Source organism: Desulfovibrio psychrotolerans, assembly GCF_013340305.1.
GTDB classification, from domain to species: Bacteria; Desulfobacterota; Desulfovibrionia; order Desulfovibrionales; family Desulfovibrionaceae; genus Halodesulfovibrio; species Halodesulfovibrio psychrotolerans.
This window is the reverse complement of record NZ_BLVP01000035.1, coordinates 101,785-118,117: the sequence shown is the minus strand read 5'-3', so window position 1 is coordinate 118,117 and position 16,333 is coordinate 101,785. Positions and strand designations below refer to the sequence as shown.

General features: G+C 60.7%; 16 protein-coding genes. 1 reads left to right on the top strand and 15 read right to left on the bottom strand.

Features of this window, described 5'->3' with window-relative positions; genetic code table 11:
- Nucleotides 1-40: 40 nt before the first annotated feature.
- The 15 genes from HUV26_RS14235 to HUV26_RS14165 all read right to left on the bottom strand — a co-directional run bounded on the left by HUV26_RS14235 (nucleotide 41) and on the right by HUV26_RS14165 (nucleotide 15,080).
- Nucleotides 41-988, bottom strand: a complete 948-nt coding sequence (locus tag HUV26_RS14235; RefSeq protein ID WP_174410799.1) for a chemotaxis protein — start codon at nucleotides 986-988, stop codon at nucleotides 41-43.
- Between the two features lie 110 nt (nucleotides 989-1,098).
- Nucleotides 1,099-1,944, bottom strand: a complete 846-nt coding sequence (gene ispH, locus HUV26_RS14230) for a 4-hydroxy-3-methylbut-2-enyl diphosphate reductase (protein WP_174410798.1) — start codon at nucleotides 1,942-1,944, stop codon at nucleotides 1,099-1,101.
- Nucleotides 1,945-1,987: 43 nt separating this feature from the next.
- Complete coding sequence (locus HUV26_RS14225; protein ID WP_243451403.1) at nucleotides 1,988-3,031, bottom strand: tRNA dihydrouridine synthase; 1,044 nt, start codon at nucleotides 3,029-3,031, stop codon at nucleotides 1,988-1,990.
- A 340-nt stretch (nucleotides 3,032-3,371) separates the two neighbouring features.
- Nucleotides 3,372-4,373, bottom strand: coding sequence for a hypothetical protein (locus HUV26_RS14220; protein ID WP_174410797.1), 1,002 nt, complete (start codon nucleotides 4,371-4,373; stop codon nucleotides 3,372-3,374).
- A 19-nt stretch (nucleotides 4,374-4,392) separates the two neighbouring features.
- A complete protein-coding gene (locus HUV26_RS14215; protein ID WP_174410796.1) occupies nucleotides 4,393-4,812 on the bottom strand; it encodes a hypothetical protein in 420 nt (139 codons plus the stop codon).
- A gap of 39 nt (nucleotides 4,813-4,851) precedes the next feature.
- A complete protein-coding gene (locus HUV26_RS14210; RefSeq protein WP_174410795.1) occupies nucleotides 4,852-5,184 on the bottom strand; it encodes a hypothetical protein in 333 nt (110 codons plus the stop codon).
- 1 nt (nucleotide 5,185) lies between these two features.
- On the bottom strand, nucleotides 5,186-5,920 hold the full coding sequence (locus HUV26_RS14205; protein ID WP_174410794.1) for a flagellar basal body-associated FliL family protein: 735 nt from the start codon (nucleotides 5,918-5,920) through the stop codon (nucleotides 5,186-5,188).
- 333 nt (nucleotides 5,921-6,253) lie between these two features.
- The gene (locus tag HUV26_RS14200) at nucleotides 6,254-6,634 is read right to left on the bottom strand and encodes a chemotaxis response regulator CheY (protein WP_174410793.1); all 381 of its coding nucleotides are present in this window, start codon (nucleotides 6,632-6,634) and stop codon (nucleotides 6,254-6,256) included.
- Between the two features lie 18 nt (nucleotides 6,635-6,652).
- On the bottom strand, nucleotides 6,653-7,504 hold the full coding sequence (locus HUV26_RS14195) for a FliA/WhiG family RNA polymerase sigma factor (RefSeq protein WP_174410792.1): 852 nt from the start codon (nucleotides 7,502-7,504) through the stop codon (nucleotides 6,653-6,655).
- On the bottom strand, nucleotides 7,458-8,273 hold the full coding sequence (locus tag HUV26_RS14190; protein WP_174410791.1) for a MinD/ParA family protein: 816 nt from the start codon (nucleotides 8,271-8,273) through the stop codon (nucleotides 7,458-7,460). Before HUV26_RS14190 ends, HUV26_RS14195 begins: the two co-directional genes overlap by 47 nt.
- Before the next feature lie 21 nt (nucleotides 8,274-8,294).
- Complete coding sequence (locus HUV26_RS14185) at nucleotides 8,295-9,383, bottom strand: flagellar biosynthesis protein FlhF (protein ID WP_174410790.1); 1,089 nt, start codon at nucleotides 9,381-9,383, stop codon at nucleotides 8,295-8,297.
- A complete protein-coding gene (flhA, locus tag HUV26_RS14180) occupies nucleotides 9,383-11,488 on the bottom strand; it encodes a flagellar biosynthesis protein FlhA (protein ID WP_174410789.1) in 2,106 nt (701 codons plus the stop codon). Before flhA ends, HUV26_RS14185 begins: the two co-directional genes overlap by 1 nt.
- Nucleotides 11,489-11,545: 57 nt before the next feature.
- Nucleotides 11,546-12,616, bottom strand: coding sequence for a flagellar biosynthesis protein FlhB (gene flhB / locus HUV26_RS14175; protein ID WP_174410788.1), 1,071 nt, complete (start codon nucleotides 12,614-12,616; stop codon nucleotides 11,546-11,548).
- A gap of 11 nt (nucleotides 12,617-12,627) precedes the next feature.
- Complete coding sequence (fliR, locus tag HUV26_RS14170) at nucleotides 12,628-13,419, bottom strand: flagellar biosynthetic protein FliR (protein ID WP_174410787.1); 792 nt, start codon at nucleotides 13,417-13,419, stop codon at nucleotides 12,628-12,630.
- Nucleotides 13,420-13,730: 311 nt separating this feature from the next.
- Entirely contained in the window at nucleotides 13,731-15,080 is a 1,350-nt protein-coding gene (locus HUV26_RS14165; protein ID WP_174410786.1) for an O-antigen ligase family protein, read from the bottom strand.
- A gap of 592 nt (nucleotides 15,081-15,672) precedes the next feature.
- On the opposite strand from HUV26_RS14165, the gene HUV26_RS14160 reads away from it, so the two are divergent.
- Complete coding sequence (locus HUV26_RS14160) at nucleotides 15,673-16,272, top strand: IMP cyclohydrolase (RefSeq protein WP_174410785.1); 600 nt, start codon at nucleotides 15,673-15,675, stop codon at nucleotides 16,270-16,272.
- Nucleotides 16,273-16,333 lie beyond the last annotated feature (61 nt).

Sequence of the window (16,333 nt, the reverse complement as noted above, 5' to 3'; positions counted from 1 at the left end):
AAAGAAAAGCGGCGGAGCCTTTTGGCCCCGCCGCGTGTGGTTATTCTTCTTTTGCCGCCTCTATGAGCGCGAGGGCGCGCTGGGCAAGGTGGGTGACTTCCGGCTTGGAGACCTGATCGTCCGCGCCCACGGCATCGCCCTTATGGCGCAGCTTGTCTGTGATGAGAGACGAGAAGAGGATGACGGGCAGCTTGCGCAGCTGCGGGTCTTCCTTGATACGCTTGCACAGGTTGTGGCCGTCCATGCTGGGCATTTCTATGTCGGAAACCATGACCTGCACGTAGTCCGTTATGCTGCGTTGCTCCGCCTCTGCTTTGGCCTTGAGTTCCACCAGCCGGTCCCATGCCTCGCGTCCGTTGGTCATGGCCTCTACCTCGAAGTTGGCCTTTTCCATGAGGTCGCGGAGCATTTCGCGGATGAGGCCGGAATCGTCTGCTATGATGGCGCGGTAGCGCACGTTGGCGGACCAGTCTATGGCCTCGTCCAGACGCAGACCGAGGGCGGGGTTGAGGTCTGCCACGATCTTTTCAAGGTCGAGCAGGAAAATGATGCGGTCGTCTATCTTCACCACGCCGGTGATGGAGTAGTTGCTGAGCGACGAAACATAGCGGTTGGGCGGTTCCACCGCCTCCCAGCTTATGCGGTGGATGCGGTTGACCCCGGAAACCTGAAACGCCGTGCAGACATTATTGAATTCCGTGACGATGACCTTGGGCGGTTCCACCTCGCCGCGGTTCTTGTTCAGCCAGCGCGCAAGATCCACCAGCGGGATGATGTGGTTGCGCAGGTTGAACGCTCCGAGCACGCTGGTGTGCTTGCCTTCCGGCAGTTCCGTAACCGAGGGCATGCGGATGATTTCCAGCACCTTGGCAACGTTTACGCCGTAGTAGCCGCGGTAGTTGCTGCCGTCGGCTTCTGATTCATCGAGGAAGAACTCGACGATTTCCAGTTCATTCGTGCCGGATTCCAGCAGAATGTTTGTCTGCATAGTCCCTCCGAAGCGGGATGGGCTGTTTTCGTATGTCGTTGCCAAGGGGGCAACACGGCGTTCTGCGTTATTATCTGTTCAGAGCGGGCATATGACGGCCCGTCTATCTTCTATAATGCTTCCAACTTTTTTTGCATAGCGTCAATTATTGCCTTGGGTGTGGAAGCCCCGGCGGTGAGTCCCACCACCTGCGCGCCTTGCAGTTGCGCGGGGTTCAGCTCTTCCGGTGTTTCCACGTGTACGGTGGGGCAGCCCTGCGCGCGCGCCACATCTGCAAGCCGCCGGGTGTTGCCGCTGTTGTAGCCGCCCACGACCACCATGGCGTCCACCTCGCGGGCAAGGGCTATGGCCTCTTCCTGCCGTTCGCGGGTGGCATCGCAGATGGTTTCCAGCACGGGCAGGTCTTCACCAAGGCGCATACGCAACCAATCGACAATTTCTGCAAAAACATTACGGTCCTGCGTGGTCTGGGCAGCGACACAGTACCGCTTGCCCGGCTGGAAGGGGTACTGCTTCAGTTCGTCAAACTCGCCGAACACGAAGGCATCTTCTCCCGCATAGCTCATGAGGCCGCGCACCTCCGGGTGGTCTTTTTCGCCGAACAGCAGCAGGGTGCAGCCCTCGCGCAGTTTGCGGGCAATGCCCATCTGGGCGCGTTTGACCTTGGGGCAGGTGGCATCCAGCACGGTTTTGGCGGTTTGCTCCAGATCGCGCTGCAGCCGCTGCGGAATGCCGTGGGCGCGGATGATGACGCGTTCATCGGAGTGCGCCTCGTGCGGGGCGGTGAGGCAGCGGACGCCCAGATGCGCGTAATGGTCCAGCACCTGCGGGTTGTGGATGATGGGACCAAGGGTGGCTATGGGGCCTTCTTTCTTGGCGAGTTCCGTTTCCAGCTTTTGCAGGGCAAGGGAAACGCCCATGCAGAAGCCCGCTGTTTCCGCTCTGCGTACGATCATGATGGTATCCTCTGCCCTTTCTGCTGTTGGCTGTTGCCGGCTGTCAGGGCGCAAGGATGTGCCGGGGCTCAAAGTCCGCCCCCTGTTCCTGCCAGCGGGTGAAAAATTCTTCCAGAAGTTCGTTGAGCGTTTCCCAACTGGTGCATTCCGTCAACCTGTTTCGCATGTGGCGCGCGCCGGGGAAAAGTTTGACATAGCGCGGGACAAGCGAGCGCATTTTGAACAACGCGGTTTTATCCGGGCAGTGGCGGCGTGCCAGCGTGACGTGGCGGCGCAGGATGCGCATGGTCTTTTCCGGGTCCGGGCGCACAAAGGAGCCGCCGCCCATGAGGGTGGTGAATTCTTCGAAAATGGCGGGGTTGTTCAGCGCGCCACGGGCGAACATGACGGCAGCGACACCGGTCTGGCGCACGCAACGCACGGCGTCTTCCGCGTGGAGAAGGTCGCCGCTGGCGATGACCGGGATTTCCAGCGCGCGGACCAGTTCCTCAAGGGCGCTCCAGCGAGCCTGACCGGAAAAGCCCTGCCGCGCGTGGCGGGGATGCAGGGAAACCCAGCCCGCGCCGATATCCTGCAAGCCTTTGGCAAGGTCAAGGTAGACCTCTGCTCCTGCGTCCCAGCCGAGGCGCATTTTGAACCCCACGCGCCCTTCACCCGCCATGCGGACCATGGTGCGCGCCACGTTCAGGGCGTTGGGCACATCGCAGAGCATGGCCGCGCCGCAGCCGGTTTTGACCACCTTGCGCACCGAGCAGCCCATGTTCAGGTCGAACCATGTGTAGCCTGCCGCCAGAAGCGGTTCCATGGCGCGTTCCATGATATCCGCATCGTTGCCGAACAGTTGCAGCACCATGGGGGCGTCTTCGGGGCAGGTTTCCAGCAGCAGTTCCGTGCCGGGGCTTTTGTAGTACAGGCCCTTGGCGCTGACCATTTCCGAGCAGACCACCTGCGCGCCGAATTCACGGCAGAGCAGCCGGAAGGCAAGGTCGGAATAGCCTGCAAGCGGGGCGAGCCACGGGGCGTGCTGCGCAATGGGCAGAGGGTGTGTGGTGTGCTGTGTCATTATGATGTGTCTGTTGCGGCGCATACTGCCTGCACTGCTCTTTGCACTGTCGGCTGCGTGTCGCCTGCGTTGTCGCTTGGCACGGGCCGAATGACCCGTATGCCCCGTTCCGGCATGCCCCCTGTACGCAACTTTCTGCCGGGCTGCAAGCGGGCAGGCCCGATGCCAGAACCGATGCAAGCGCCGACACCAGAGTCAAGGCCAGAGCCAGAGCCAAGGCCAGAACAGAGACAGAAGCCGGTGCCGGTGCCCAACGGATGCTCAGGTCCGGCCTGCCAGTTCAGATTGCCAGTGCAGATGCATGGGCCAACTGTTCAGGAATGTGCAGGCCAACTGTTCAGGCCGTATATTCAGGTCAGGGTATTCAGGCCCGGATATTCAGGCTGCCGTGGGAAACAGGGCCGAGCAGGCCGGAGAGGATATCATGTATGCCCGGAGGCAGTGGCCCGCTGCCGAGGCAGACGGCAGGGTAGCGTGTGGTCTGCGCGGCATCGCGCTGGCGGCACAGGGCTTCCGGTGGTGATTGCGTGGCGGTTGCGCCCCGCACATCCGGCGGTGGTTGTGCAGACGGCAGATTGTGGGCTTGCGGTGCGCCGTTCCCCTGCCCGCCGGCAGGGCGGGAGGCTTCCGCATGTTCCAGAAAGAGTCTGTAGGCCAGCTTTTCCGATCCCGCCAGAGCCTGAACGAGGGTGCGCCCCAGACGGGGCAGCACCGCGCCTATGGTCAGACGCAGGACGCCGTGTTCTCCCTGCGCGCGCAGCAGTTCCACCCCTCGAGCCAGGGGAAGGAGCCATGGCAGGTGGTACAGTTCGCCGCTGTTGCGCTCTGCGAGCAGACGGTTGACGGTCAGCCTGTGCCGCTGCACCAGTGTGAAGGCGGCAAGGGCTTCTGCATCCTGCGCGATGAAGGCGGAGAAGTCTGCCTTGCTTTGGGACGCACTGGCGGCGTGGGGAGTGTCGCCTGCCGGGGCAAGGGGCCAGAGACGCTGGTGGAGGAGTGCGTCCAGTGCATCACGGGCGGTGAGATAGTCGCGCGCTATGTCCTGCGGTGTGCGGGGCGGGTGGGCCTGATAGTGGCGGGCTTCTTCCGGGTCCAGTTCGCGCAGAAGGATGTCCGGCACGGTCTGTTCCACCAGAAAATGGAGGGGGACGCCGGGTTCCGGACGGGTGTGCAGTTCTGCAAGCAGTTCGTGCCCGGCGACGTTCACCCATGCCATAGTACCGCGTACAAAGCGCAGCATTCTGCCGCGCAGCACCTGCCCCGGCCTGTGGGCGCGGCGGAACGCGGCGGCTCTGTTGCCGGAATCGCGGTCCTGTGCGGCGTTGCCGGAGACGGTGTTTGCGGGATAGATGCGCGTGGTCTTCATGGGAGGGCAGGCGGGGCGGCTAATTGCCCGATTTCATGAGGATGAGTTCCACCTCATCCACGGAAAGCCCTGTGGCGCGCGCCAACTGCTGTGGCGAACGGCCTTTGCGGTGTCCGTCGATGATCATTTCCCGCAGGAAATGGGGTGAACGGGTGATGTCTTCTGCCTGCTTGATGAGTTTTTGCAGGGACGCGGCGCGGGCTTCCAGCTGAATGTCCAGCTGGCGCAACTGTTCCTGACGTTGGGCAAAGGAGTCTACAAGCTCCTGCTCCAACTCGGCGTTGAAGCGGATTTTGGCGGCAAAGGCTTCCTGCTTGGCCTGCATTTCGTTGAGCAGCGATTCGGAACGCTTGAGGCGGAGGAAAAAGACAAAGAGCAGCAGGAGCAGGGCGATTTCCGTCACGCTCATGAAAAGCAGAATCCAGTGGGAAAGTTGCATGCGGGCGTCTCTATGGCTAAAGGCAGCGCGTGGTGGGGGTCAGACCTTCACATTCAGGATGTTTCCCTGCCAGGGACTTTTCGCGGTCCGGACGGTTTCTTCTTCCTCCGGTTCGTCGGGCGGGGGGTTGCGTCTGCGCCTGTCCTTGCCGTGTCCGCCGGTGCCGCCCTTGCCGTCCTTTTCCAGCAGGAGCTTGGACTGCTCTGCCTTGTCGGGCCTTTCCACCGCATTCTGCTCGTGCTTCAGCGTCTCCGCGATGGTTTGCTTCGCGGCTGCTTGCTGCGCCTCGGGGTGGGCCGATTCTTTGTGCGCTATTTCCTGCACATGGCCCATCTGCGCCAGAAGAACGGGCAGGCTGGCATCCAATGACATATTATTTCACCAGATAATGTTCTATGAGCAGATCCTCGAACTGTCCGTTGCTCATGTATTGGTTGATGACCGCCAGAAGGTCGGTCTTGAGTACCTCTACATTCTTTTCATCGGTCAGGAACAGGAGATCTTTATTGCGCAGATAATAGAACAGGGCGTCGCGCAGCACCACCTTTTTTGTTCCCGCCTCCCATGAAAGTTTTTCATTATCCGTGGCGGCGGCGAATTTGCATACCAGAAAGCGGATTTTGCCGTCTTTGTCCTTCTGTTCCACCCAGAAAGGGTCCCACGTGACGACAAAGGAATCTTGCTTTGCAGGCTCCGGTTCCGGTTGTTCCGGCTGTTGCACGGTGACCTGTTCCGGCTGGGGCGGCGGCTCCGGGCGGGGGGCGGGCTTGAGCACGAGCCACGCGAGGAGGATGATCAGCAGGGCGATGACCGCCAGAGAGGGGTAGAGAATTTTCTTGTTGTCGAGAAGCGTCTTCAGCGGGTTGGGCTTCTTCTCACCGGGTGTTTCCAGCAGCACCGGGCCGGAAGGCTGTGCTGCGGCAGGCTGCTCCTCTTCCTCTTCATCATCTTCGAGAAAGGGGGCGTCTTCAAGGTCCAGTTCGACCTTGTCTTCAGACTTACCCGCCGGGGCTCCCCCTGCGGCACCAGCAAGACCACCCAGCTCTTCGGTGTCTAGCTGCGCCTTGTCGGAGAGATCTCCGTCCAGTGAGAGGTCATCGTCTGCCATGGGTGCCGGGTGTCATGGGTTGGCCGGTTGGCCGTCCTCCGCGCGGATGCGGCCTTTCTGCGTCCGGCCGTTGAGGAAGGCTGTCTGCTGCGTTGCTGCGGAACATTCAGACCTGAGCACAGGTTCTGGTGCCCTAGGACTCTGAGCATTTTTACGCTTTGCATCCCACCGCCGGGAGCAGCCCGATGGGAAAGGTTTTTCACAGTCAGGTGCGCCCCGAACACACGGCCTCTAGCTGCCCCGGCGGAAGCGTATCGGATATTGCCGGACAGGGGAAAGGCAGGGTGAGCCGGGGCAAACAGACTGCAAAGAAGGACCGGTTGCGCGGGTCCGCTACGGGAAAATCTTGTCGATCTTCTGCTTCATCGTCTCTGCGGTGAACGGCTTGACGATGTAGTTGGAGACCTTTGCCTGCACTGCTTCTATGATGTTTTCCTGCTGGGCTTCGGCAGTGACCATAAGGAAGGGCAGGTCGCCGAACTCTTCGCTGCCGCGGACCTTGCGCAGCAGTTCAATGCCGGTCATGTTGGGCATGTTCCAGTCGGAGATGATGAAGTCTATCTTGTCTTTGTTCAGAGTTTCCCATGCGGTGGTGCCGTCATCCGCTTCCACGATGTTGGTGAAGCCGATCTGGCGCAGGATGTTCTTAACGATTCTGCGCATGGTGGAAAAGTCGTCCACTACAAGAACGCGCATGTTCGGGTCGAAGGCCATGTGAAACTCCTTGTCGGCTCAGATGCCGTCGTTTTCTCCGTAGGAGGTGTGAAACTCGCGTCGCAACCGTTGCAGGGCCTGCGTGTGCAACTGGGAAACCCTGCCTTCGGTTATTCCCATTACCTCTGCGGTTTCACGCATATTCAGTTCATCACTGTAATAGAGCGATAATACCAGCTTTTCCCTAGGTGTCAATTGGTCGATAAGTGACGCAACGCGCTCGATGAGCTCGCTGAGGGCAGTGGCCTGAAAGGGTTCTCCGTCAATGGATTCGCGGCCTTCTGTGGAAAAGGTGTCCTGTATGGCGTCCAGACTCAGGCACAGCTGGTTCTGCAGGGCTTCCAGCCCCAGCCGTACGTCTTTTTCATCCAGCCCTGTTTCTGTCTGCAGTTCCTGCTCGGTGGGGGCACGGCCTTTATCATTCTCCAGCCGGTGGATGGCCTGTTCCAGTTGTCGCACCCGGTGTCGCAGGCTGCGGGGGAACCAGTCGAGCCTGCGCAACTCGTCCAGCATGGCTCCCCGGATGCGGCTTTCGGCGTAGGTGTCGAACTTGATGCCCATTTTGGGGTTGAACTTGCCGAGCGATTCCATGAGGCCCAGCGTGCCCGCGCTGATGAGCTCGCCGAGTTCCACGTTCTTGGGCAGCTTTGCCTTGAGGCGCAGGGCGAGGAATTTGATCTTTGGGGCATAGTGGCGGACAACGGCTTCCTGTTCGCGGTTGGACATGTCCTCCCACGCCACGGAGCCGGATTCCAGCATTTCCCACGGGGCCTGTTTGCCCCCGGAACCAGCCGCACCGCCCCTGCTCCCGCCTGTTTCCGGGCTACTGCCGGAAGAGGAGCTTTTTCCAGAAGAACTTGATATTTCCATCAAGGTTGGCCGATACATCCCAGTTTTGAATGGTCTGCGCCACCTGGCGCACTGCCGCGCAGGCGGGGCCGCCTTCCGCTTCCGCGCAGAAGGGGCGCTGGTTGACCACCGCCTTGCGGACGCCCGGATCGCGGGGGACGTAGCCCACGAGATCCAGCGAGACGCCGGAAAGGAAATGGTCGCACGCCGCGTACAGTCTGGTAAACATTTCCTTGGCCGTTTTTGCGTCCGGCACCATGTTTACAAGCACCTTGAAATGCTCGACCCCGTGGTTGAGCTTCATCACCTTGATGAGGGCGTAAGCGTCCGTCAGCGAGGTGGGTTCCGGCGTGAGCACCACAATGCGCTCCTGCGCCGCGAGATTGAAGTACAGTACGTTGTCGTTTATCCCGGCCCCGGTGTCAACTATCAGATAATCCACGGCATCTTCCAGGCCGTCCATGGCCTCCAGCAGTTCCAGCTTCTGGCCGGTGGACAGGGCGAGCATCTCGCTCATGCCGGACGAGGCGGGCAGGATTTTGAAACCGTAGGGCGTGTCGAAAAGGATGTCTTGCAGGGAAGCGTCTTCATGGAACAGGTGGAAAAGGTTGCGTGTGGGCGTCATGCCCAGCACCACGTCCACGTTGGCAAGGCCGAGGTCCGCGTCCAGAAGCACCACGCGTTTGCCCGCCCGGGCAAGGCACAGCGCAAGGTTGACGGACATGTTCGTCTTGCCGACTCCGCCCTTGCCGGAGGTGACGGAAAATACCAGAGGATAATCGCCCTTCATAGTCAGTGCAACTCCGTTGTCTTAAATGGCCGCATCGCCGCGGGAAGGTGTGTCACACGGGAGCTGGTGCTTGAAGAGCAGTCTCCACAGCATGACATCGCGCGCGGGCGTGAGCGTGTTTTTGAGTCCCGGCCCGAAAGAGAGCGCGGAGACAGGTAAACCGGACGATACCGCCATGTTGACGACTGCCCCGAAGGTACAGGCTTCGTCCAGTTTCGTCCAGATAATGCTCCCTGCGCAGCCGTTTGCGTATTGCCGCATGAAGCTGGCCATCTGCTGCGGCGCGTAGGAGGGGGCAAGCACCAGATGCACCGCCATATCCTGCGCGGCGCACAGGCCCATGCGCGTGGACAGGGCGGAAAAGGAATCCTGCCTGCCGAGTCCGGGCAGGTCTATGAGCACCCTGTCGAACTGGCGGGATTCGCGCAGGACGTTGGCAAGGCTTACACCGTCGGAGGCTTCGCGGTAGGCCATGTCGGAAAGTTCCGCGTAATGCTTGAGCAGCAGGCGTCCGTTGCCGCGTTCGCTGTCTGCGTTCACGATGCAGATGCTCATGTCCGGCCGGCGGCTGCGCAGCGAAAGGGCCATGCGCACAAGGGTGCTGGTCTTGCCCGCGCCGTAGGGGCCGGCCACGGCGTGCACGCGTTCCGGCCAGTGGCTCTCTTCCCACGGCTTGACGGATACCATATCTGAGAGCGGTTCCAGAACGGAGGCGTGCGGGGTGCTGCGCAGCCTGCCGAAGAGGTCGAGCAGCACGGTGCCTTCCACGCCTTCTCGCTCCAGATATTCCAGTGCCACGCGCTGGCGGGGCGAAAGGTCTTCCAGCCGGATGCCCGGCTTCATGAGGACCAGCAGGTGCTCCTTGATGAGCGACCATTCGCGGTGCCATTCATTCCAGCCTGCGGGCGAGGCGGCATTCTTGCCGTTGCCGTTGCCGCCCGCATCCAAAGTTTTGACAGCGCGTTCCAGGCCCGCCGTCATTTCGCACCACGGGCCGTTTTCACCGTTGCCCTCGTGCTTGGAGAGGATGACGGCGTCGAGCCCCATCTCCTGCTTGATGCGGCCGAGAACGGTTTTGGTGTCCGGCCCTGTGAAGGTTTTAACCTGCATTACTTCAGTCCTACGCTGCCGACGGAGGTGAGTCGGATATCAGAAGGAATTTCTGCCTGCGAGATGACAGACACCGAGGGCAGAAACCGCATTATCAACTGGGCAAGGTGCGGGCGGGTGACAGGCGAGGTGAGCAGGACGGGTTGACCGTCTGTCGCCACCGCGTTTTCCACGCTCTGGTTCACGGATTGTATCAGCCGCTGTGCCGTTGCCGGGTCCAGTGCCAGATAGGTGCCGCCGTCTGAACGGCGGATGGCCTCTTGTACGGTCTTTTCCACGGAGGGGTCCAGCGTAATGATGGGCAGAACGCCGCTGCTGTCCATGTATGGCTTTACAATGGTGCGGGCCAGACGTTCGCGCACGTATTCTGTGAGGGTGTCCGGGTCTTTGACGCCGGGGCCATAGTCCGCCAGTGTTTCCACAATGGAGAGCAGGTCGCGTATGGAGACGTTTTCGCGCACCAGATTCTGGAGCACCTTCTGCACCACGCCCAGAGAGAGAATGCCGGGTACCAGCTCTTCCACGGCCTTGGGGGCGTGCTTGGCGAGGTTGTCCAGAAGGGCCTGCACCTCCTGCCTGCCGAGGAAATCCGCAAGATTACGCTTGAAGACCTCGGTAAGGTGGGTGGCGATGACGGTGGAGGGGTCTACCACCGTGTAGCCTGCGAGCATGGCCTCTTCTTTCTGGCTCTGCGGAATCCACAGGGCGGGCAGGTTGAAGGCGGGTTCGCGGGTTTCTATGCCCTTTATGTGGTGCTTGGCGTCGCCGGGGTCCATGGCGAGGTAGTGGTCGATAAGGATTTCTGCCCCGGCCACCGCGTTGCCCTTGACCAGCACGGAATACTGCCCCGGCTTGAGTTGCAGGTTGTCGCGCAGGTGCAGCGAGGGAACAACCACGCCCACGTCCAGCGCGAACTGGCGGCGGATGGAGCGGATGCGCGAGAGCAGGTTGCCGTCCTGTTCCTCGTCCACCAGCGGGATGAGGCCGTAGCCCACTTCCAGTTCCAGTGCGTCCAGCGGGAGCAGGGTCTGCACCTCTTCGGGCGTGTCCAGCCCCTTGGATTCGGCCTTGGCACCTTTGCCCTTTTTGCCTCCGGATTCCGCGGCGCTGTCTCCGGGGGAACCCACCAGTGTGGAAATGAAGAACAGGCCTGCCGAAAAGATGGTGAAGGGCAGGAAAGGCATGCCCGGAACCAGCGCGAAAATGAGCAGCACCATTGCCACCAGCTTGAGGGCGCGGGAGTTGAAGGTGAGCTGGCCGATGAATTCTTCGCCCATTTTCGCTTCTGCCGCCGCACGGGAAACGATGATGCCCGCCGAGGTGGAAATGATAATGGATGGGATGGTGGCGACAAGTCCGTCGCCGATGGTGAGCAGGGTGTATGTGGTAAGAGCGTCCTGCCAGGGCATGCCCTGTTGCACGATGCCGATGAGGATGCCGCCGATGATGTTGATCATGGTGATGAGCAGGCCGGCGGTAACGTCGCCCTGCACGAACTTGCCCGCGCCGTCCATGGCGCCGTAGAAGTCTGCTTCGCGCCGGATGATGTTGCGCTTTTCGTTGGCGGTTTCCTCGTCTATGAGGCCTGCGTTGAGGTCGGCTTCAATGGCCATCTGCTTGCCGGGCATGGCATCCAGGGTGAAGCGGGCCGCCACTTCTGCGATACGCGTGGTACCGGAGGTGATGACCATCTTGTTCAGGATGAAGAGAATCATGAAAATAACCGCGCCCACCACATAGTTGCCGCCTACCACAAACTCGCCGAAGGCTTGAATGACGGAGCCTGCGGCACCTGTTCCCTCATCGCCGTGCAGCAGAATGAGGCGTGTGGAGGCCACGTTCAGCGCAAGGCGCAGCAGCGTGGTGACCAGCAGCAGAGACGGGAAGATGGAAAATTCCAGCGGCGAAAGCATGAACATGGATGTGACCAGCACGATGAGCGCCAGCGATATGCTCAGGCTGAGCATGATGTCCAGAAAGAAGGTGGGCAGGGGAATGAGCATGACGAACAGGATGGTGATAACACCGCCTGCCAGCAGAATGTCGCCCTGCTTGGCGAAACGCTCATAATTTATCTTGGGAGCTGTGATTTCCTGTTTAGCCATTTTTCCGACACCTTCCGCGGGCTGGGGGGTTGTGCGAGCCGTGTGTGGCGTGCTCTGCTAACCCCTTTGTTTCCCTTTGAATTTATGCAGCGAGGCAAGAATGGATGCCACCGCCTTGTACAGGTCTTCGGGGATCATTTCGCCAATCTCAACCGACTTATACAAGGCACGTGCCAGAGGTACATTTTCCCGCACGGGGATGCCGTGTTCGCGGGCCACTTCCTTGATTTTTTCGGCCAGATGGTCCGCTCCCTTGGCAAGCACGCGCGGGGCGGGTGCCTCCATGGCGTCATACCGCAGAGCCACGGCGATGTGGGTGGGGTTGGTGATGACCACGTCTGCCTTGGGGACATCCTGCATCATGCGGCGCATCATGACCTGCAGCATCTTTTTGCGCTGTTCGGCCTTGATCTTGGGGTCGCCTTCCGCCTGTTTGCGCTCGTCCTTTACTTCATGCTTGGTCATCTTCAGGTTTTCTTCGTAGTCCCAGCGGGTGTACCACAGGTCGGCCAGGGCGATGATGGTCATGGGGACGAGGGCGTAAAGCACCATCTTGTGCCCCGTTTCCAGCAGATACACGGAAAGGCCCGCCGCATCTGTGTAATAGAGGGGCAGGAAGTTTGCCATTTCGGACTTGATGACCAGATAGGGCGCAAACCCGATGACCACGGCCTGCAGGATGCTTTTGCCCATCCGGATGAGGGTTTGGGTGGAGACGAAAAGGCGCTTGAGGCCGGAGATGATGTTGAACCTGCTCCATTTGAATTTGAAGACTTCTGTGGTCCACAGTTTGCCCACCTGCACCCGCATGTTCAGGTAGGCCAGAAAGCCGATGAAGAAGAGCAGGGGAATGAGCATTTTGGCCAGTTCTGTGGAGAGCCACTTGAAAATATCGTACACGCTTTCCGGTGTGGCCGAGAACTGCATGCTGTCGCGCAGGAAGCGCACCATGATCTTGTTCATGCTGTCGTAAATGACGCCTATCCATGCGTAGAGCCCGTACATGCCCGCAAGAATGGAGACGACCTTCCCCAGTTCCTGCGATTTTGCGACGTTGCCTTTGCCCCGCGCCTTTTTGCGACGTTTGGGTGTCGCTTGTTCTGTTTTACTCGGATCGCTCTGCGGCATGGCTCATACTCCTAAGGGGCAAGCGGGGACATGGAGTTGATGAGGTTGGTCATGAGCGGGCCGATTTCGGTGATGAAGTTGGCCATGTGGCGTGCCATGATGGTGAACAGCATGCCCATGAAGAAGAAGCCCACGCCTATCTTGAGCGGAAAGCCCAGCTGGAGCAGGTTCATCTGCGGCGCGGCGCGGCCCATGAGTGCCAGCGCCAGTTCCACAAGGAACAGCGAGGCAATGACGGGGGCGGCGATTTTTACGGCCAGCGAGAACATGATGGAGGAAAGGTCCAGAATCTGATGCACGATGGCCGGGCCGATGACCAGATGGCCCGGCGGGATGGCTTCAAAGGTTTTTGCCAGCGCCTGCAGCATGTAGAGGTGGCCGTTCAGAGTCATGAAGGTGAGCAGCGCAACAAGGTAGAGAAAGTGCGAGGTGATGGAGACGGAGGTGCCGGTCATGGGGTCCGCGATGTTGATCATGGTGAAGCCCATCTGGAAGCCCAGCAACTGACCGCCTGTCTGGATGGCAGCGAAAACAAACTCTATGGCCAGCGCGAGAGTGAGGCCCAGTACCGCCTCGGACGCCAGAATGCGTATGAGGTCGAAGGGGTGCTCCGGCATGGCGTGCCCGGAGACGGAAAGGGCCGGGAACACGGCCAGCGTGAGCACCATGCACACCGCTCCCTTGACCATCTTGGGTGCGGAATCGCCGCCGAACACGGGCAGCATGAACACCACAAGGCTGAGGCGCATGAAGGTCAGTATGAAACTGAAAAATTCGGGTTTGCTGAAGTTGAACAGATCCATGCCGGAGTGATTGCAAGGGGCGCGCCAGAGAAGATGGAGATGGGGCTTTCGGAAATGAGGAGGGGTGTCGGAATGGGGCGCGGAGGGTTCCTGATGGGTTCCCGGCGGGCAGGCTGCGGGCGGTCAGCCGGAAGTAGGGGCGTAAGAATGATCAGAAGCCTGGCGGGAAATGCGCCGTGCCGGTGCAGATGCAGGGGCAGGCGCGTTGCGCGGGGCGGTGGGGTGCGCGGGGCAGTGTCATGAATATGGCGGTGCCTGCAAGGCAGAGCAGACAAAAGGCCGCATGGGCCACGGAGCCGCAGGAGGCGGGGTTATCGAACGGGGGGTGCGGGGGCCTGCTCAGCAGGGTTGTGCGGTTCTGCTGAAGGGGCTGCCGAGGTTTGCGCAGGATCGGGGTTGAACGAGGCGCATGCGCCGACCATGGCCCCCAGTATGAGCATGGCCGTGCCCAGCCACCACGTGCGGAAGAAGCTGTGGGCGCTGACGGCGGCACCGAGGTACCCCCCGAAGTAGGAGGCCCAGAGCAGGGCGGTGACGAACCAGTAGGGGCGGTCGGGCGTGCGCAGCCCCTGCCGTATGCGCAGTCCGCTCCACACGCCGTTGCTGAGGGTGAACGCCGCAAAGAGGCCGAAGCCGATGATGCCTGTTTCCGCCAGAAGCTGCACGTAGATGTTATGGGGGTGCGGGTAGACCACCACGGTTCCGTTCCATTCCATGACGATGCCCAGAAGGTTGGTGCCGTGACGGAAGGCCCCGTTGCCTACACCCAGCCAGAAGTGCTCGTGAAAGACGCTCATGGCGGCGGGCCAGATGTCGGAGATGCGCACGTCGTTCAGGGCAGTGGCAAAACGGACCCGCTCCGGGCCGAAAAAGCCCATCAGTAGCACAATGGCACCCAAGGGCAGAAGGTGGCGCAACCGTATGGTGTTGAGCATGAGCGCCAGCAGGAGGACGGCGATGAGCAGCCCCACCCAGCCGCTCCGGGCCTGCGCGAACATCCACAGGAATATGCCCGGTGCGAGAAAGGCGGTTGTGATGCCCAGCCTTGCGGCGCGCGGCAGCGAGGCGGGCAGCAGAACCCACAGCACCAGTGAGGGAAGCAGGGCCATGGACATGTAGTTGCCCACGCGTCCTCCGCCCATGCTTGCGGTGAGGCGGCCGCCCTCAGTCATGGCGTTTTTGATGAAATCTGTGCCGTTTATGAATTGATAGATGCCGTCCAGCCCCTGCACCAGCGAGGCTGCGGCAAGGAGCAGCGCGAACAGGTAGAGGCGTTTGCGGGTGCGGACGAATTCCAGCCCCGCGAGGAAGAGCACGAAACCTTTGTGGATGTTTGAATTGAAGACGTACCAGCTTGTTTGCAGATGGATTGAGTGCACCACCTTGAAGGCGAGAAAGGCCAGAAACAGGGCGTACAGAGGCCAGAGGGGATACCGGTGCAGGGCGCTCTGCCGGAAATTGAAGAGGTAGGTCCACAGGACTCCGGCAAGGCAGAGCACGCCGCCGATTTCTGCAAACATGTTACCCAGCGGCATGAGCAGGGCAAAGGTGCATACCCCTGCCGCGATGAGCCAGTCACCCGCACGGGAGGCGGCGGGGTGCGACCGGATGGCGTGGTACCGGCGGACGAGTGCTTCGCGGGAAAGGGAGATGTTCGGCATCTGCTACCGCGCAGGAAGGGGGTGGATGAAGCGTGGCCCGCTGATGCGGAGGGGGGGGGCAGCGTGCCGGGGCACACGCAGGTCTCTTGTGTGGCAGGTTTCGGTCATCTTCCTGATCAGGCCGCAGGAAGCGGCACGTTGCGCGTTGCTGTTGTTAAGAAATCTTAAGCTGGCCGGGTAGGGCGGAACGCCGGGAACTCCCTGAAGCTGCGCGTCAGTTTGAGTTGCCGTCGTTTCCTGATCGCTTCTTGATCGTTCCGTGTTCGCGCCAGCCTGTACCGCACTCATCATCAACGCGGGAAGTATATTCTTTTTTCTGTGATTGGTCTATACTGGGAGCGGGTACCGTAAAAGGGCTTTGCTGACGGCAGGCCAAAACGGGGACGGGAGCGGAGCTTGCCATTGACCCGGTATTCTGGCAAGCCACGGGAAACCTGCGGAATGCGGGCGGAAATGGTATCCGCCGCACGCCCTTTCCGGACTCTGGCAGGAGAGGTTCGGACCTGTCCCGGAGGCGGTTCGGACAGGGTCGGCATGAGCCGCACAGGCCGTATTGGCGTACACGCCATAGTAATCTGTACATGGAGGATGTATGGACCTTTTACCCATCAAACGGGCGCTGCTCAGCGTTACCGACAAGTCAGGACTGGTGGAGTTTGCCACCTTCCTGCACGGGCGCGGCGTGGAGCTGGTTTCTACCGGCGGCACGGCGCGCATGCTTTCCGAGGCGGGGTTGAAGGTCACGCCTGTAAGCAAGGTTACGGGGTTTCCGGAGATACTCGGCGGACGCGTGAAGACGCTGCATCCGCATATCCACGGGGGTATTCTGGCGGACAAGGACAACCCGGAGCACCTTGCCACCCTCAAGGAACTGGGCATTGTTGCCTTTGACCTCATTGTGGTGAACCTGTACAACTTTGCGGAAGCCGCCCGGAAGGGATTGGATCTTAAGGCTGCCGTGGAGGAGATAGACATCGGCGGACCCTGTATGCTGCGGGCGACAGCCAAAAACTTTCACAGCATGCTCGTGCTGCCGGACCCGGCGGATTACGCCGAAGCTACGGCAGAGCTTGATGCCAGCGACATGCGTGTGGGGCTGGATTTCCGCCGCCGCATGGCAGCCAAGACCTTTGCCCGTACCGCCGCCTATGACGGCATGATTACGGAGTACCTTTCCGCCCATAACGTGTAGACTAATCCCCGCGCTGTTACCGGATTCCGGGGCGCGGGGATTTTTTTTCAGGAGCACGCCA

Excerpts from the sequence above, each read along its gene's own strand:
- HUV26_RS14235 (WP_174410799.1), bottom strand. The coding sequence starts at position 988 with ATGCAGACAAACATTCTGCTGGAATCCGGCACGAATGAACTGGAAATC.
- ispH (WP_174410798.1), bottom strand. The coding sequence starts at position 1,944 with ATGATCGTACGCAGAGCGGAAACAGCGGGCTTCTGCATGGGCGTTTCC.
- HUV26_RS14225 (WP_243451403.1), bottom strand. The coding sequence starts at position 3,031 with ATGCGCCGCAACAGACACATCATAATGACACAGCACACCACACACCCT.
- HUV26_RS14220 (WP_174410797.1), bottom strand. The coding sequence starts at position 4,373 with ATGAAGACCACGCGCATCTATCCCGCAAACACCGTCTCCGGCAACGCC.
- HUV26_RS14215 (WP_174410796.1), bottom strand. The coding sequence starts at position 4,812 with ATGCAACTTTCCCACTGGATTCTGCTTTTCATGAGCGTGACGGAAATC.
- HUV26_RS14210 (WP_174410795.1), bottom strand. The coding sequence starts at position 5,184 with ATGTCATTGGATGCCAGCCTGCCCGTTCTTCTGGCGCAGATGGGCCAT.
- HUV26_RS14205 (WP_174410794.1), bottom strand. The coding sequence starts at position 5,920 with ATGGCAGACGATGACCTCTCACTGGACGGAGATCTCTCCGACAAGGCG.
- HUV26_RS14200 (WP_174410793.1), bottom strand. The coding sequence starts at position 6,634 with ATGGCCTTCGACCCGAACATGCGCGTTCTTGTAGTGGACGACTTTTCC.
- HUV26_RS14195 (WP_174410792.1), bottom strand. The coding sequence starts at position 7,504 with ATGGAAATATCAAGTTCTTCTGGAAAAAGCTCCTCTTCCGGCAGTAGC.
- HUV26_RS14190 (WP_174410791.1), bottom strand. The coding sequence starts at position 8,273 with ATGAAGGGCGATTATCCTCTGGTATTTTCCGTCACCTCCGGCAAGGGC.
- HUV26_RS14185 (WP_174410790.1), bottom strand. The coding sequence starts at position 9,383 with ATGCAGGTTAAAACCTTCACAGGGCCGGACACCAAAACCGTTCTCGGC.
- flhA (WP_174410789.1), bottom strand. The coding sequence starts at position 11,488 with ATGGCTAAACAGGAAATCACAGCTCCCAAGATAAATTATGAGCGTTTC.
- flhB (WP_174410788.1), bottom strand. The coding sequence starts at position 12,616 with ATGCCGCAGAGCGATCCGAGTAAAACAGAACAAGCGACACCCAAACGT.
- fliR (WP_174410787.1), bottom strand. The coding sequence starts at position 13,419 with ATGGATCTGTTCAACTTCAGCAAACCCGAATTTTTCAGTTTCATACTG.
- HUV26_RS14165 (WP_174410786.1), bottom strand. The coding sequence starts at position 15,080 with ATGCCGAACATCTCCCTTTCCCGCGAAGCACTCGTCCGCCGGTACCAC.
- HUV26_RS14160 (WP_174410785.1), top strand. The coding sequence starts at position 15,673 with ATGGACCTTTTACCCATCAAACGGGCGCTGCTCAGCGTTACCGACAAG.